General features: G+C 61.6%; 14 protein-coding genes. 5 read left to right on the top strand and 9 right to left on the bottom strand.

From position 1 onward, the window contains the following. Positions 1 to 78: 78 nt before the first annotated feature. Positions 79 to 1,317, bottom strand: coding sequence for an AI-2E family transporter (locus H6M51_RS12855; RefSeq protein ID WP_185810448.1), 1,239 nt, complete (start codon positions 1,315 to 1,317; stop codon positions 79 to 81). Between the two features lie 56 nt (positions 1,318 to 1,373). Continuing rightward, a complete protein-coding gene (parE, locus tag H6M51_RS12850) occupies positions 1,374 to 3,422 on the bottom strand; it encodes a DNA topoisomerase IV subunit B (RefSeq protein WP_185810236.1) in 2,049 nt (682 codons plus the stop codon). Between the two features lie 217 nt (positions 3,423 to 3,639). Here parE and H6M51_RS12845 point away from each other — a divergent pair, with 217 nt between their 5' ends. After that, entirely contained in the window at positions 3,640 to 4,521 is an 882-nt protein-coding gene (locus H6M51_RS12845; protein ID WP_407073580.1) for an alpha/beta fold hydrolase, read from the top strand. A gap of 21 nt (positions 4,522 to 4,542) precedes the next feature. Here the strand turns inward: H6M51_RS12845 and H6M51_RS12840 are convergent, their stop codons facing one another. Beyond that, positions 4,543 to 5,721: a GGDEF domain-containing protein gene (locus H6M51_RS12840; RefSeq protein WP_185810235.1), complete on the bottom strand. Its 1,179-nt coding sequence runs from the start codon at positions 5,719 to 5,721 to the stop codon at positions 4,543 to 4,545. A 237-nt stretch (positions 5,722 to 5,958) separates the two neighbouring features. Between H6M51_RS12840 and tpiA the strand changes: the two genes are divergently transcribed. The 4 genes from tpiA (at position 5,959) to H6M51_RS12820 (ending at position 9,579) form a co-directional block, all read left to right on the top strand. Further along, positions 5,959 to 6,729 (top strand): triose-phosphate isomerase, encoded by a 771-nt coding sequence (gene tpiA, locus H6M51_RS12835; protein ID WP_185810234.1) that lies wholly within the window; start codon positions 5,959 to 5,961, stop codon positions 6,727 to 6,729. Between the two features lie 107 nt (positions 6,730 to 6,836). Further along, on the top strand, positions 6,837 to 7,259 hold the full coding sequence (secG, locus tag H6M51_RS12830; protein WP_185810233.1) for a preprotein translocase subunit SecG: 423 nt from the start codon (positions 6,837 to 6,839) through the stop codon (positions 7,257 to 7,259). Between the two features lie 133 nt (positions 7,260 to 7,392). Then, on the top strand, positions 7,393 to 9,030 hold the full coding sequence (locus H6M51_RS12825; RefSeq protein WP_348644486.1) for a CTP synthase: 1,638 nt from the start codon (positions 7,393 to 7,395) through the stop codon (positions 9,028 to 9,030). 108 nt (positions 9,031 to 9,138) lie between these two features. Then, on the top strand, positions 9,139 to 9,579 hold the full coding sequence (locus tag H6M51_RS12820; RefSeq protein WP_185810231.1) for a hypothetical protein: 441 nt from the start codon (positions 9,139 to 9,141) through the stop codon (positions 9,577 to 9,579). A gap of 9 nt (positions 9,580 to 9,588) precedes the next feature. Here the strand turns inward: H6M51_RS12820 and glp are convergent, their stop codons facing one another. The 6 genes from glp to gltA form a co-directional block, all read right to left on the bottom strand. After that, positions 9,589 to 10,803, bottom strand: a complete 1,215-nt coding sequence (gene glp / locus H6M51_RS12815; protein WP_185810230.1) for a gephyrin-like molybdotransferase Glp — start codon at positions 10,801 to 10,803, stop codon at positions 9,589 to 9,591. Continuing rightward, positions 10,803 to 11,300, bottom strand: a complete 498-nt coding sequence (moaC, locus tag H6M51_RS12810; protein WP_185810229.1) for a cyclic pyranopterin monophosphate synthase MoaC — start codon at positions 11,298 to 11,300, stop codon at positions 10,803 to 10,805. Before moaC ends, glp begins: the two co-directional genes overlap by 1 nt. Next, positions 11,297 to 12,112 carry an indole-3-glycerol phosphate synthase TrpC gene (gene trpC / locus H6M51_RS12805; RefSeq protein ID WP_185810228.1) on the bottom strand — a complete coding sequence of 272 codons (816 nt, stop codon included), beginning with the start codon at positions 12,110 to 12,112 and terminating at the stop codon, positions 11,297 to 11,299. Before trpC ends, moaC begins: the two co-directional genes overlap by 4 nt. 15 nt (positions 12,113 to 12,127) lie before the next feature. Then, a complete protein-coding gene (gene trpD, locus H6M51_RS12800) occupies positions 12,128 to 13,144 on the bottom strand; it encodes an anthranilate phosphoribosyltransferase (protein ID WP_185810227.1) in 1,017 nt (338 codons plus the stop codon). Positions 13,145 to 13,169: 25 nt separating this feature from the next. Beyond that, on the bottom strand, positions 13,170 to 15,059 hold the full coding sequence (locus H6M51_RS12795; RefSeq protein ID WP_185810226.1) for a peptidylprolyl isomerase: 1,890 nt from the start codon (positions 15,057 to 15,059) through the stop codon (positions 13,170 to 13,172). A gap of 217 nt (positions 15,060 to 15,276) precedes the next feature. After that, complete coding sequence (gene gltA, locus H6M51_RS12790; protein WP_185810225.1) at positions 15,277 to 16,566, bottom strand: citrate synthase; 1,290 nt, start codon at positions 16,564 to 16,566, stop codon at positions 15,277 to 15,279. Positions 16,567 to 16,816: the final 250 nt, after the last annotated feature.

Here is a 16,816-nt window from a genome sequence, read left to right as displayed (position 1 = left end):
GCGTGCCGGGCCTGGAATTTCCGGGGGATCGATTACATCGAAAAAGTCATGGAGCCGACTAAGTTGGGCGGTCCGGTGTCATCCCGTCGAAAGTCGACGCGCTTCCGGCTCAGCCTGCTGAACTAGATCGAGTTCCCCCTGGGCCTCGACGCTTGACCCTTCGTCGGACAGTTCGACCTCGCGGATCCACTCCCGCCAGATCGACACGAGCAGCGCCATCAGCACCGGCCCCAGGAACAGCCCCAGGAAACCCATGGTTTTCACACCGCCCACCAGGCCGAAGAAGGTCGGCAGGAAAGGGAGCTGGATGGGGCCACCGACGAGTCTTGGGCGAACCGTCTTGTCGACGATGAAGAGTTCAATGGAACCCCACGCGAAGAGCGCCACACCCTCGACCAGCGAACCACTGGCCACGAGATAGATCGATACAAGCGTGAACGACAGCGGTGCGCCGCCCGGGATGAGTGCCATGACGCCGGTGATGACGCCGAGCGTGACAGGCGAGGGCACGCCGGCCAGCCAATAGGCAATACCCAAAATGATGCCCTCAGCGATAGCGATCAGCGTCATGCCGGTCACGGTCGAGCTGATCGTTGCGGGAACGACGCGGGAAATACGTTCCCAGCGATTGGGGAGAATGCGCTCACCGAGCAGGTCGAGCTGACGGGAGAAGCTGGCGCCATCGCGATAGACGAAGAACAGCGCGATCAGCATGAAGAGTAGCGTCAGAACGAGATGGAAGATACCGTCGCCGGCCGCGATGACAGCCCTGTAGATGTTGCCGATATTGGCACCGCTCACCATCTGGATCAGTTCTCCGATCGCACCCGGCTCACCGATATACTCGTACCATTGTTCCGCGAGCCAATCGCCAACGCGGGGGAGCGCGGCAATCCAGGCCGGCGGCGCGGCGCCGGTTTCATTGGCCTGTGACGCCCAACTGATCCACTGGCGCATTTCATCCACGGCATAGGAAATCGCGATTCCGATGGGGATGATGAGAAAGGTCAGGATGGCGATCAGCGCGATGGTTGCGCCGATCGTCGTATTGCCGCCGATCCGAGCGAGCAGCCGGCGATAAAGCGGCCAGCTGGCAAAGGCAATGACCAGCGCGGCCAGCACCGGCACGACGAATCCATGGAAGAAATAGATGGCGGCTATGCCGATCAGCACCAGCAACCAGCGTGCCATCGAGATCGGTGTGATCAGTGCCATTCGGTGGGCAGTCGCCTGACCGAGCCAACGCGGCCCTCTGGGCGGGGTGTGGATTTCAGCCTGGCTCACGATCTCGAACGTCCCGTTGAAGCTGCCCTGCATATGGAGCATTATCGCTCTGGACACAAGCGGCGGCGCCACTCATCGCGGTTGCCGCCTCAAATGTCGAGATTCTCAGCGAAGGCAGCACGCTCCTGGATGAACCGGAAGCGGGCTTCGGGCTTGGTTCCCATGAGGGCATCCACGGCGTCCCGCGTACCCTCGAAGTCGACTTCATCGATCTCCACCTTCAGCAGCGTGCGCTTGCCCGGATCCATGGTGGTTTCCTTGAGCTGTGCCGGCATCATTTCGCCGAGACCTTTAAAGCGACCGATTTCGACCTTCTTGCCCTTGAACACCGTTTCCATCAGCTCCGCCCGATGCGCGTCGTCACGGGCATAGACCGTCTTTGCACCCTGGCGGATGACATAAAGCGGCGGCACCGCCAGATAGAGGTGATTGCCCCGGATGAGTTCCGGCATTTCCTGGTAAAAGAAGGTGATCAGCAGCGACGCGATATGCGCGCCGTCAACGTCGGCATCTGTCATGACGATGATGCGCTCGTAGCGCAGATCTTCCTCGCGGTACTTTGAGCGCGTACCGCAACCGAGTGCCTGGATCAGATCGGCGATCTGCTGGTTGGCCATCAGCTTTTCGCGGCTTGCCGAACCGACATTCAGGATCTTGCCGCGCAGCGGCAGGATCGCCTGATTGGCACGGTTGCGCGCCTGCTTGGCCGAGCCACCGGCCGAGTCACCTTCGACGATGAAGAGTTCCGCACCTTCGGCCGTATTCTGCGAGCAATCCGCGAGCTTGCCCGGCAGGCGCAGCTTGCGCACGGCCGTCTTGCGGTTGACTTCCTTCTCCTTGCGGCGGCGCAGGCGCTCTTCAGCGCGCTCGATCACCCAGTCGAGCAGCTTTGCCGCCTCGTTCGGGTTGTCGGCGAGATAGTGGTCGAAGGGGTCGCGCAGTGCGTTTTCGACGATGCGCTGGGCCTCGACGGTCGCGAGTTTGTCCTTGGTCTGTCCGACGAATTCCGGCTCGCGAATGAAGACCGAGAGCATTCCGACCGCCGAGATCATCACGTCGTCGGTGGTGATCTGCTGCGCCCGCTTGTTCTGTGTGAGTTCCGCGTAGTTCTTAAGGCCCTTGGTCAGCGCAATGCGAAGGCCCGCCTCATGCGTGCCGCCTTCGGGTGTCGGGATCGTGTTGCAATAGGAGTGGACCTGTGGATCACCACCATACCAAGTGATGGCCCATTCCAGCGCGCCGTGGCCGCCGGTCTTTTCCGTCTTGCCGGCGAAGATCTCGCGGGTAACCGTGAAGTCCTTGCCGAGTGTGGCAGCGAGATAGTCCTTCAGACCTCCGGGGAAATGGAAGACCGCCTTTTCCGGAATATCACCACCCTCCGGCACCATGCCGGGGTCGCAGGACCAGCGGATTTCGACGCCACCAAAGAGATAGGCCTTGGACCGCGCCATGCGGAAGATGCGGCCCGGATCGAATTTCGCGTGGTCGCCGAAGATCTGCGGATCGGGATGGAAACGCACCCGCGTGCCGCGACGATTGTGGACTTCGCCCAGTTCCTCAAGCCCGCCCAGCGGCACGCCCCGGGAGAAGCGCTGTCGATAGAGCTTGCGATTGCGCGCGACCTCGACTTCGAGAAGATCGGACAGCGCATTGACGACGGAGACACCCACACCGTGCAGACCGCCAGAGGTCTCATAGGCCTTGCCGTCGAACTTGCCCCCGGCATGCAGCTTGGTCATGATGACTTCAAGCGTTGACTTGCCCGGCACCTGCGGATGGAGCTCGACCGGGATGCCGCGGCCGTTGTCGGTGACCGTCAGGAAACCTTCGGCATCCAGATGTACGTCGATGAAGTTGGCATGGCCTGCGACGGCTTCGTCCATCGAGTTGTCGATGACTTCGGCAAAGAGGTGATGCAGCGCCTTCTCGTCGGTGCCGCCGATATACATGCCGGGACGCATGCGTACCGGCTCGAGCCCCTCGAGAACGCGGATCGAGGATGCGCCGTATTCTTCCGCACCCGGCGTCGGAGCCGTTGCTGCGGGTCGGGCGACCGGCGCCGGGGAGGGCGCGGGCGTCGGTTCTGCCTCGACCTTGCGGTCGATCGGCATGCCGGAAAAGAGATCGTTGTCGTCCATGGCGTCGTTCGATACTCTGTTGCTGTTCGTTGCCGGATCTGCGGCCCCTTCGGAAAGCCGCCGCTCCAGGCCCGTCGCTGTTGCGAATCGGTCGGATTGTGCCAGAAAGGCAGGGCAGGCGCGAAGGGCCAGACAGCCGGCGCATGTTGAATTCGGGCCAGCTTTGCGTGGGCCATTTCGCGAAGGCAAGCGCGAGGCGAGAGGAAACCCATCTTCCATGCAGATGTCCACAGCTCATTTCCGCACTGCGGCGATTTCCTGCGTTCTCTTTCCGTTTCTGTTTCTCGCCAGTGTCCGCGCCGAGACTGTCGGACCCTTCAAGGACGAGCTTTTCTCGGCGCAGACGGTGATTGAATCGCTGGATGGCGGCGACTTTACCCGTGTGGACTACGATGAGCTGCGGGACATCAACGGTCGTGACAGCATTCCCGAGCGACGCGTGAAGGATCGCTACGTCTCCCTCAAGGTCCGGCGGGTTCAGGAGAACCAGACGCTGCAGCTTTCGACGGGGCCAATGGAGCTCGGACGCGTCGGGCGCGACCAGGGGCAGGCTTTCACCGTGATCTTCATACACGGCCGGGGCGGCGACCGGCGTCTCGGGCTGAACGACATCAGTTTCGGCGGCAACTTCAACCGCCTGAAGAACCTCGCTGCGGAAAACGGCGGAACATACTACGCGCCCTCGGTCAGAAGCTTCGACGACAAGGGCGTGGCAGAGGTTGCCGCACTGATCGCCCACGCCGCGACGCAGTCCGGCGGAAAGCCCGTGGTCCTCGCCTGCGCCTCCATGGGCAGTTTCATCTGCTGGGGCCTATCGCGCGATGCGGCAACCATTGCGAAACTCTCCGGAATGGCGATCCTTGGCGGTGCACCCGATCCGGCCTTGCCGAAGAGTGCGGCGGCTAAGGCAAAGCTGCCAATCTGGTTTACCCATGGCAGCCGTGACAGCGTATATGCCGCCGAGGACCAGATTTTTATCTACCGGAAGCTGAGAGCCGCCGGCCAACCGGTTCGCTTCACGCTGTTCGAAACCGGCTCCCACGGCACGCCTGTCCGCATGACTGATTGGCGCGCAGTTCTGAACTGGATCATCCGCTAGGCGGGAACGCCTGGTCTGAAATCATGAAATCCGCTGTAGGCAAACATTGCCGGTGCTGACACGGTTGCGCCCGAGCTTCTTCGCGTCATACAGCGCCTGGTCAGCCCGCCTCAGCAGGTCCTGCAGGGACACGTCGTGCGTCTGGCCGCAGGCAACCCCTAGGCTGGCCGTCACCACGCCAGAAGGTGTCAGGCCCCGATGTGGGATCGCGAGTGTCTCGATGGCCCGACGGATGCGTTCGGCCATCACCGCTGCTTCGTCGCAGCCGATATCGGGCGTCACGATGAGGATTTCTTCGCCGCCGAAGCGGAAGACCGTGCTCCGGTCATCGGCTGTTGTAACGATCGTTCTTGCAACGGCACGGATGCAATCGTCTCCATCGAGGTGGCCATGCACGTCGTTGAACAGCTTGAAGCGATCGATATCGAGCATGATGACGGACACCGAACGGCTTTGGTCGAACTGCCAGAGTTCACGCTCGACCCGCGCAAGCGAGCGCCGGTTGAGCAGACCCGTCAATTCGTCCCGTTCGGACTGCACCTCCAACTGGCGATGCAGCGAGGTGGCCCGGATGCGATTGAGATAGTTCATGCGATCCGCATGTTCCTGGAAATAGGCGCCGAGGGCGAGGAAGATCGAGATCGTGATGTAGAATGTCACAAGGCCCTGGTAGCTGATCTCGCCGAAGCTCGGGATCTGGGCGCAAAGTGTAAGATGGATCGCGCAAAGCGATACGAGGCCCGAGAGAACCGCTGGAAAACGCGGTCTGAGCCCGACCACCAGAAACAGGAAGGTCGCGACATTGCCCGTCTGATAAATGAACAGGTGCTCGCTCGTGCTGTGCATGGCAACCAGCATAGGTAGCGAGCCGCCAAGCAATACGACGGCCAGGGACAAGAGGTCGTAATTTCTGGCGCTACGCCATTTCAGGACGAGCGCGGTCGCCAGAATTGCGAAGGGTGTGAAGATCGCGAAGCGGGCGAAGATTAGCGCATGGAGCTGATCAGGCACCATGGTCGCGTCGCCGAAGAAGACCAGATCATAGATGACCGTGCCTACGACTGCCCACAGAGGCGCTCGCCGGATGCGGTGCTCGGCAAACTCCTGCCGGTAGCCGGCCTCGATTTCAGGCATGAAGCGGAGCCAGCGGAAGCCGCGTTGGATCTGCCGTTCGATGCTGTCGAGCCCCAGCTTGTCCAAGTCACCCTCTCCATTTCCTGTTGAATTCTATTCGTCAAATCTGAAAACTCGCTGAATACATGACTGCAGGAAATGCCATCGAATGCGCACAGAGTGACGAGCCGGTGCAGATGTCAGGGCAGGGAAGCTTCACGTTTTCACCATATCGCCTGATTGCGAAGCCAATTTCGTGTCTTAAGCTTCCATTGGCGGTCCGGATTTGCTAGTTCGCAGGAGCGAAATGGGGATTTTTACGACATGACACCGGATGTTCGTCCGCTCGTTGCGGGCAATTGGAAGATGAACGGCACACGGGATTCGCTCGACCAGATCAAGGCCATCGCTGAAGGTGTGCAGGGTCCGCTGTCGGAGAAGGTCGACACCCTGATCTGCCCGCCGGCGACCCTGCTCTATGTTTCAACTGCGCTCTGCACCGACAGCCCGCTGGAAATCGGCGCGCAGGATTGCCATCAGAATGCGTCTGGCGCCCATACAGGTGATCTCTCGGCCGAAATGATCGCGGACTGCTTCGGAACCCATGTCATCGTCGGCCATTCGGAGCGACGCACCGACCACGCCGAAACCGATCACCTGGTCCGAGCGAAGGCCGAGGCTGCATTCAAGGCGGATCTGACGGCCGTGATTTGCATCGGCGAAACAGCCGAAGAGCGCAAGTCGGGCCAGACGCTCGACATCCTGAAGCGCCAGCTTGCCGGATCGGTCCCTGACGATGCGAAGGCGGAGCGCACGGTCATCGCCTATGAACCCGTCTGGGCCATCGGCACGGGCCTGACGCCGACCGCCGCTGATGTCGCCGAAGCCCATGCCTTCCTGCGCGCAGAGCTCGTCAAGCGCTTCGGTGAGGAAGGCAAGAAGATGCGGCTGCTCTATGGTGGTTCGGTCAAACCGTCGAATGCCCGTGAACTCATGGCCGTGGAAAATGTCGACGGCGCCCTGATCGGTGGCGCAAGCTTGAAGGCTGCGGATTTCCTCGCCATATACAGGGTCTACGAGGAATTGACCGCCTGAGGGCCAAACCCTGAAAAGCGGGAGAGGGGCTTTCAAAGCCCGGTCCTCTCATGTAAAGAGCCGCCAACCTCATTGATTTTGCCCTGATAGGGCAGGATGGACATTCCATGCAGACCGTATTGCTCGTAATCTACCTCATGGTCGTCGTCGCCCTGATCGGCGTCGTCCTCATCCAGCGCTCCGAGGGCGGTGGTCTTGGCATCGGCGGCGGATCGGGCTTCATGTCGGCACGTGGCACCGCCAATGCCCTGACCCGGACGACGGCGATTCTGGCAACGCTGTTCTTCGTCATTTCGCTGGCGCTCGGCATCCTGGCCCGTCACGAGTCGCGTCCGACCGATATCCTTGACCGGATTCCGGCCGGCAATGGCACGACGCAGGGCGGCGGCAGCGTTCTCGATCAGCTTCCGGGTGCAGCACCGGCACAGCCGTCGACGACCGCACCGGCAGCATCGACGCCCGCAGCGCCCGCCACCACCCCGGCAGCACCTGCCCCGGCGACAGACCCCAACGCCGTTCCGAACAACTGATCGGAACGACTTCCATCACTCCGGCGGGCTCACGGGTCCGCCGGTTTTCTTTTGTCCATATTCCGCCTTGCTCACGAAAAATGTGGGACAAGCCCGATTGGGGCTGGCGGAATCGAATCTGAAACGGTATCCGGTGAAGCCCATGGCGCGATATGTATTCATCACTGGCGGCGTGGTTTCCTCTCTTGGCAAAGGAATTGCGGCCGCGGCACTCGGAGCATTGTTGCAGGCACGGGGTTACCGCGTGCGTCTGCGCAAGCTGGACCCCTACCTCAATGTTGACCCGGGCACCATGAGCCCGACTCAACACGGCGAAGTCTTCGTCACCGACGACGGCGCAGAGACCGATCTCGATCTCGGTCACTACGAGCGCTTCACGGGGCGCTCGGCCACCAAGACCGACAACATCACCACCGGTCGCATTTACAAGAACATCATCGACAAGGAACGCCGCGGCGACTATCTCGGCGCAACCGTTCAGGTCATTCCGCACGTCACCAACGAGATCAAGGACTTCGTCATTGAAGGCAATGACGACTATGATTTCGTCATCTGCGAGATCGGCGGCACCGTCGGCGACATCGAAGCCATGCCCTTCATGGAAGCGATCCGCCAGCTCGGCAACGACCTGCCGCGCGGCACCGCCGTCTACGTTCACCTGACCCTGATGCCCTATATCCCGGCAGCCGGCGAACTGAAGACGAAGCCGACACAGCATTCCGTGAAGGAGCTGCAGGCGCTCGGTATCCATCCCGACATCCTGCTCGTCCGCGCCGACCGCGAGATCCCGCAGGCCGAACGGCGCAAGCTGTCCCTGTTCTGCAACGTGCGCGAAAGCGCCGTGATCCAGGCCCTTGACGTCGCCAACATCTATGACGTGCCGATGGCCTATCACAAGGAAGGCCTCGACAACGAGGTTCTGGCCGCCTTCGGCATCGAGCCGGCGCCGAAGCCACGTCTGGATGCCTGGGAAGAAGTCTGCAACCGCATCCGCACGCCGGAAGGCGAAGTCACCATCGCGATCGTCGGCAAGTATACCGGCCTCAAGGACGCCTATAAGTCGCTCATCGAAGCGCTCTATCACGGTGGCATCGCCAACCGCGTGAAGGTGAAGCTGGAATGGATCGAGTCGGAGATCTTCGAAAAGGAAGACCCGGCCCCATGGCTTGAAAAAGTTCATGGTATCCTCGTGCCCGGTGGCTTCGGCGAGCGCGGCTCGGAAGGCAAGATCCTGGCTGCCCAGTTCGCCCGTGAGCGCAAGGTTCCCTATTTCGGGATCTGCTTCGGCATGCAGATGGCCGTCGTCGAAGCCGCCCGTCATCTCGCTGGCATCGAAAATGCGTCCTCGACCGAATTCGGCAAGACCGATGAGCCGGTTGTCGGCCTGATGACGGAGTGGATGAAGGGCAACGAGCTCGAGAAGCGTTCCGCAGCGGGCGATCTCGGCGGGACGATGCGTCTTGGCGCCTACAAGGCTTCGCTGAAGAAGGGCACCAAGATCTCCGAGATCTACGGCTCCCAGGATATCTCCGAGCGTCACCGCCATCGCTACGAAGTCAATGTCGACTACAAGGATCGTCTGGAAACCTGCGGCCTGGTTTTCTCCGGCATGTCCCCGGACGGCCTGCTGCCGGAGACGGTCGAATATCCCGACCATCCCTGGTTCATCGGCGTGCAATACCATCCGGAACTGAAGTCCCGTCCGCTGGACCCGCACCCGCTCTTTGCGAGCTTCATCGGTGCGGCGCTGGAACAGAGCCGGCTGGTCTGAGACAAGCAATAGCGAGAAGATGCATGAGACCCGGCCCGAGTGCCGGGTCTTTTCGTTCAAGGCCTGCGCAAGGAACAACGGCTACTTCCGGTAGAAAAGGAGTTCGCTATGCGCATTTCAGATTCGAAGTATTACACCCCGACCTACGCCACCCGCAGCAAGCCTGCGCAGGAACAGGTGGCGACCATGACCGCCAGTCCTCAAACTTCCGCTCAAGGCATGCTGGTACGCGATCAGTCCGCTTCGGGCCTTGCCTCCAGCCTCTGGCAGTTGCAGGCGGGTGTCTATTCCAGCAAGACGGCTTTGGAGGCGGCCACGAAGCGGGACGATCTCCGGAGTGAATTCCTGGAGGAAAGCGCCAAGACACCCGCCGAACGCATCCGTGAGCGATACCTGGAGGAGCACGGCCTCACGGAAGAGGCGCTTGCCGACATGCCGGATGAGGACCGCAAGGCGGTTGAAGAGGAAATCGCTGCCTTGATCAAGCGTCAGTACGGTCTGGAGGATGCCACAGCGAAAGACGGTCCGAAGACAGTCAGCCTCGACTGACCATCGCCCTCAAACCCGCAGAAGCATTACCGGGACTGTTTCGCCCGCGTTGGCCGCAGGCGCGTGCGGTGGTCGAATGATCAGGCAGTCTGACTGCGAGAAGATCCGCATCATCGACGAATCCTGTTTGCCGAAGCTTTCGACGACCGGCATAGCCTCTGCATAGGACAACAGCCTTGCCCGCACATAATCCTGCCGCTTGTCGTTGGCGGGCAGGGCGTGACCAAGTTTCGCAGTCGACAAGCGCCGGGGCGGCCGCCGATGCCCGAGATTGCAAAGAAGTGGCTCCAGAAACAAAAGCCCGCAGACGAGGCTGGAGACGGGATTGCCGGGCAGTCCCAAAACCTGCACACCATCCAGCCGACCCACCATCAGCGGCTTTCCAGGCCGCATGGCAATCCGCCAGAAGTCGAGTTCCATGCCGGCCGAGACAAGCGTCGACTGGACGAGATCGTGATCGCCGACCGAGGCGCCGCCCAGGGTCACCAGTACATCCACGCCACTGGAACGCGCCCGCTCGATTGCCTTAAGCAACAGGTCCCGGTTGTCGGCGACGATGCCGAGATCGATGACTTCGGCGCCATTGTCTCGGGCGAGTGCTGCAATCCCAAAGGTGTTGGAACCGATGATCTGGCTCGGGCCGGGGGCAGTCCCGGGAGAGACCAGTTCATCGCCCGTGGCAAGGATCGCGACTCGCGGACGACGGAACACGGGAAGTTCGGCATGGTTCATCGCGGCCGCAAGCGTCAGGTGGCTGAAATCGAGGCGGATGCCTTGAGACAGCGCGACATCGCCCTCGGCGAAATCCTGCCCGCGCGGTCGGATATGTCGGCCTTTCGTGACGGGGAAATTGGTGCGGATCCGATCGCCCTCAAGCTTTTCGGCATCCTCCTGCAGAAGAATGCTGTCAGCACCCGCAGGAACGGGAGCCCCGGTGAAGATGCGCACGGCTTCGCTCGAAGCGACGGTTCCAGAGAAACCATGCCCGGCTGCCGATTCGCCAACAACCGTCAGAATGGACCCGACTTCGGCGGCGTCTTCAGCACGCAGCGCATAGCCGTCCATGGCCGAAGCATCGAAGGGAGGCTGGGTGAGGCGGGCCATCAGATCGGCCGCCAGCACCCGGCCGTTGGCCTCATGCAGCAAAACCTGCTCAGTTTCGGCAATAGGTCTCGCTGCGGCGAGAAGTCGTGAGAGCGCGTCCTCTACCGGCAGGAGCGACATCAGCCTCGCTCCGGATGGCGGAAGTCGCCCGACTTGCCGCCGCTCTTTTCCATGACGCGGATGCCGCCGATTTCCATCGTCTTGTCCACGGCCTTGGCCATGTCATAGATCGTCAGGCAGGTCACGGAGACGGCGGTCAGAGCCTCCATCTCGACTCCTGTCTTGCCGGTGAGCTTCACTGTCGCCTCGACGCGGAGACCGGGGAGTTCCGCGTCCTCGGTGATATCGACGGTCACCTTGGACAGCATCAGGGGATGGCAGAGCGGGATGAGGTTGGCCGTCTGCTTGGCAGCCATGATGCCGGCGATCCGGGCCGTTCCGATCACGTCGCCCTTCTTGGCGTTGCCATCCCGGATGGTCGAAAGGGTGTCCGGCTTCATCTTCACGAAACCTTCGGCCACCGCGATACGGACGGTCTCGTCCTTGGCCGAGACATCGACCATGTGCGCCTCGCCGGAGGCGCCGATATGTGTCAGACCATTCGACCCGGACGTCATTCCGCAGCCAGCGCGCCGGTCTTGCCGGTCAAGAGCATCCGGGTTGCCTCCGTCACGTCGTCCTTGCGCATCAGGCTCTCGCCGACGAGGAAGGTGGTGATGCCGGACGATTGAAGTCGCTGGCAGTCTTCATAGGTGAAGATGCCGCTTTCGCCGACGAGCAGGCGATCCGCAGGCACCATCGGCGCCAGTTCCTCGCTCACCGTGAGGCTCACCTCGAAGGTGCGCAGATTGCGATTGTTGATCCCGACCAGCGGCGACTTGAGCTTCAGCGCCCGTTCCATCTCGTCAGCATCATGCACTTCGATCAGCACATCCATGCCGAGTTCAAAGGCGACCGCCTCAAGCTCCGCTGCTTCGCCATCCGACAGGGAGGCCATGATCAGGAGGATGCAGTCACCACCCCAGGCGCGGGCTTCATAGACCTGGTAGGCGTCGAACATGAAATCCTTGCGCAGCGCCGGAAGCGCGCAGGCCTTGCGCGCCGCAGTCAGGAATTCCGGGGCGCCCTGGAAGCTCGGTGTATCCGTGAGTACGGAAAGACAGGCAGCACCACCGGCCTCATAGGCTGCAGCCAGGGATGGCGGATCGAAATCCGGGCGGATCAAGCCCTTGGATGGGCTTGCCTTCTTGATCTCGGCGATCAGGCCGAAACGGCCTTCGTCCCGGGCCCGCGCAAGTGCCTGGTAAAACCCGCGCGGCGCGTCTTGGCCCGCGATCCGGTCCTTGAGTTCAGCAAGCGAAACGGCGGCCTTGGCGGCCGCGATTTCTTCTCGCTTGTAGGTTTCGATGCGCTTCAGGATATCGGTCATGCTTTGAATTTATCCTCAAGCGGCCGAGTTGGAAATGGCAACCAGCGTTTCGAGCGCACGCGCCGCACTGCCGGTGTCCAGAGATTGGCTGGCGAGATGCATGCCCTCGGTGACATCGCTCGCCTTGCCGGCCACGATGAGAGAAGCAGCTGCGTTGCAGAGCGCCACGTCACGATAGGCGGTCTTGGCGCCGCCCAGGACATCGCGAAGCGCTGCGGCATTCACGGCTCCGTCACCACCCCGGATCGCGTCGAGCGAAACGGTTGCAACGCCGAAATCGCCGGGGGTGAGTTCGAAGGTCCGGATCTCGCCGTCCTTCAGCTCGGCAACCTGGCTCGGGCCCGTGGTGGTGATCTCGTCGAGGCCGCTGCCATGCACGACCCAGGCACTGGTCAGGCCAAGATCCCGCAGGGCTTCCGCGCCGGGGATCAGCCATTCCGGCGAGTATACGCCGAAGAGCTGCTTCTTGACCCGCGCCGGGCTCGATAGCGGACCGACGATGTTGAAGATCGTCCGTGCGCCGAGTTCGACGCGCGCAGGGCCGACATGGCGCATGGCCGGATGATGCAACTGCGCGAACATGAAGCCGATCCCCGCTTCGCGAACGCAGCGGGAGATAAGGTCTGGATCTATGTCGAGTTTGACGCCGAGTTGCGACAGCGCGTCTGCCGTGCCGGACTTCGAGCTCAGCGCCCGATTGCCATGCTTGGCAACCGGCACACCGGCGCCGGCCACGATCAGGGCGGCGAGCGTCGAGATGTTGTAGGTATTGGTGCCGTCGCCACCGGTTCCGACGATGTCGATGGCATCCTCTGGAGCATCCACCGGCACCATCTTCTGCCGCATGATCGAGACGGCACCGGCGATTTCGTCGACGGTCTCTCCACGGACGCGAAGCCCCATCAGGAAGCCGCCGACCTGCGCCATGCTGGCTTCGCCCGACATCAGGATTTCGAACGCGTCGCTCGCTTCCTGCCGGGTCAGCGGCTGGCGTGCGGCGATCTTGGCGATGAAGGGCTTCAACCCGGACATACTTCAGCTCCCCCTTTGCCGACGTTTAGCGCACGATTGCCTGCTGGGCCAGCGCCTGATTGATCGTGACGCCATACTCGGCCTGCAACTGCCCGACCATCTGATCCAGGATGTCGTCGCCGGCAGAGTTTGCCATCTGGGCGATCTGTTCATCTTCGCCAAGCGGAACCCCGCCAGTGGGCTGGTCCCGCACAGCCGTCACGGTCAGCAGGATCTGCGTGGCGGGATCGGCACCGGATGCCGTCGCAGCCGTGCCCTGCGGGCCGGAAAAGGCTGCAAGGATTGCCGCAGGACCGAGAACGGCATCTTCGCTACGGCGCGTGATCCCGGCCTTGCTTTCAACCGCCACACCGAGCTCCGTTGCAATGTCTTCGAGCTTGCCACCATCGGCCACCCGTTTGCGGAGGCTTTCGGCCTTGGCGCCAAGCGCGATGCGCTGCTGCTCGGCCGTCCAGTCGGTGACGGCCTTCTCACGGACCTCGGCGAGTTCGCGATCCCGCTCCGCCTTGATGTCGGTGACTTCGAACCAGATAAAGCCGCTGCTGCCGAGATTGACAGGAAGTGCTTCGACACCGATGTCGGTGCGGAAGACTTCGTTGAGAAGCCTGTCGCGCTCGGGAATGCCGGCGACCTCCGTTTCGCGCGCGTCCAGACCACGGCGATCGATCTCCGTGACGGTGACCGTCTGCAGCTTCAACTGGTCGGCGGCTTCCTTCAGGGTCGAACCACCTGCGCGCAGGTCCTCGAATTGATCATGCACGGCGGTGATGTCTGCGATCGCCGCAGCTTCTGCCAGCGCTTCGCGGATCGTGTCTTTCACTTCGTCAAGGCTCTGCGTGCGGCCTTCCTTGATATTCGTGATGCGCAGGATGACCGGTCCAAGCGCGCCGTCGACGACGCCAGTCGTCCCGCCTTCCGTCGTCACACCAAAGGCAGCCTCGGCCAAGGCCGGGTCAGGCAGGCGGTCGCGGGTAAAGTCACCGAGCAGGACGTCGCCGGCAGTCTTCCCCTGATCCGTCACAAGCTGATCGAAGCTCGTGCCATTCTTCAGTTCCTGCAGGGCTGCTTCCGCCATCTCCCGGTTTTCGAAAGAGAGCTGCTCGACCGTCCGCGTGCCGGCAATTTCATAGGAAGCCTTGCGCCTCTCGTAGTCCTCGCGGATCTGCTCATCCGTGACGGACGCCCGGTCGGCGATATCGGCCGGTTCCAGCTTCACATAGCTGAAGCTGCGATACTCGGGCGCGCGATAACCGGACTTCGTGGTTTCGAACCAGGCTGCGAGCGTTGCGTCATCCGGCGCCTTGATCGGCTCGATATTGGCATTGGTCAGCAGGACGTAGTTGATGTCACGGTTCTCGTAGCGATAGGCCTTGATGGCATCGACCAGCACCTTGGGAGCGACGAAGCCGTCTGCCGTCGCGTCGACGATCTGGCTGCGGATCGCGACCTTGGAACGCTCTTCGATGTAATCGTCCTCACGCAGACCGGCACTGCGCAGGCGCGACGAGAACAGGGCGCGATCGAAATTGCCCGCTGCATTCTTGAACGCAGGGTCATCGGCGATCAGTTGCGCCAGCCGATCCTGGGAAAGGCCGAGATTCATGTCGGAGGCCAGCTGGTCGAGTGCCGCACCAGCGGCAAGCTGTGAGAATACCTGTGCCTCGATGCCGAACGCGCGCGCCTGTTCGGTCGTCAGTTGCATCCCGAAGCGGTTGCTCATGTCCGCCACCTGCCGCTGATAGGCAAAGGCAAAGTCGGCGGACGAAACGCTCTGGTCGCCCACGGCGACGACGGTGTCCGACGTGTTGCTGAACAGCGAAGCCGAAACGCCCCAGACGCCGAAGGATACGACGAGCAGCAGAAGCAAGATCTTGGCGAACAGGGTTTGGGAAGCTTTTCTCAAGAAGACGAGCATCGGGACGCATAAACCTCATTGTAAATCTTCGTCCGGGACGAAGCAGGTTGACTTCCTTAGAACAAAGCTTCCGGGAAATGAAGGCATGCCGAGGCGAAATGCGCAGGCTTCACGGGGAGTTTGATCGTCCTTCGGAGCCGCGGCGCAGGAATGGCCATCAAAGCGCAAGAAGGCCGGACAAGCCGGCCTTCCAGAGTTTGTTCGACGTCTTTGCGTCTCAGCGCTCGGAGAGCGGCTTGTAGTCGCGCTGCGGAGCGCCGGTATAGAGCTGGCGCGGACGACCGATGCGCTGCTGCGGGTCCTCGATCATCTCGTTCCACTGCGCGATCCAGCCGACGGTACGTGCAAGCGCGAAGAGGACGGTGAACATGGTCGTCGGGAAGCCGAGCGCACGCAGCGTGATGCCCGAATAGAAGTCGACGTTCGGGTAGAGCTTCTTCTCGATGAAGTAGGGGTCGTTGAGCGCGATCTTCTCGAGCTCGAGCGCCACCTTCATCAGCGGATCGTCGCCGTGACCGGTCGCTTCCAGCACCTCGTACATGGTCTTCTGCATGATCTTGGCGCGCGGGTCGTAGTTCTTGTAGACGCGGTGACCGAAGCCCATCAGGCGGAACGGATCGTTCTTGTCCTTGGCCTTGGCGATGTATTCCGGGATACGGTCGACCGAGCCGATTTCCTGGAGCATGTTGAGGGCTGCTTCGTTCGCCCCGCCGTGCGCCGGGCCCCAGAGGCAAGCGATGCCGGCCGCGATGCAGGCAAACGGATTGGCACCCGACGAGCCGGCAAGACGCACGGTCGAGGTGGACGCGTTCTGCTCGTGGTCGGCATGCAGGATGAAGATGCGGTCCATGGCGCGCGCCAGAACCGGATTCACCTGATACTCTTCGCACGGCACGGCAAAGCACATGCGCAGGAAGTTCGATGCGTAGTCGAGGTCGTTCTTCGGATAAACGAAGGGCTGGCCGATATGGTACTTGTAGGCCATGGCGGCGATCGTCGGCATCTTGGCGATCATGCGCAGCGAAGCGACCATGCGCTGGTGCGGATCGGTGATGTCGGTTGAGTCGTGATAGAAGGCCGAGAGTGCACCGACCGTGCCGACCATGACCGCCATAGGATGGGCGTCGCGACGATAGCCGGTGAAGAAGCGGCTCATCTGCTCGTGCACCATGGTGTGGTGGGTGACGCGGTAGTCGAAATCCTTCTTCTGCGCAGCCGTCGGCAGTTCGCCGTAGAGCAGCAGGTAGCAGACTTCCAGGAAGTCGCCCTTTTCAGCCAGCTGTTCGATCGGGTAGCCGCGATGCAGAAGGACGCCTTCGTCACCGTCGATATAGGTGATCTTGGATTCGCAGGATGCAGTGGACGTAAAGCCCGGATCGTATGTGAACGTACCGGTGTGCTTGTAGAGGGCTCCGATGTCGATGACGTCGGGGCCGATCGTGCCGGCCCTGACGCTCAGGTCGACGGTCTTGTCCCCGAGTTTCAAAGTAGCGCTTTTGTCCGTCATGCTGATCCTCCGGAATTGGCGGGAAGGCGTCTCGAAAAAGCCGCCATCGGTTAAGCGTGTGATGTAGCTATATGATACCGAAGTTAATGCCAAGCTATCCAAAGGGCAAATTGTGCGTCGCGAAAACGGCAACAATCGAACCGATCGGTTCTAATCGTTTGAAGCAAGGATAGGGCGCGGAATAACAGCTTTTTGCACGCATTGATTGATCAGCAATTTCGCCTATTCTGGGTGCGGATTGGGTGGCTCC

It is taken from the genome of Rhizobium sp. AQ_MP (genome assembly GCF_014237835.1).
In the GTDB taxonomy this organism is placed as follows: Bacteria; Pseudomonadota; Alphaproteobacteria; order Rhizobiales; family Rhizobiaceae; genus Allorhizobium.
This window is presented reverse-complemented; position numbering and strand designations above follow the sequence as displayed.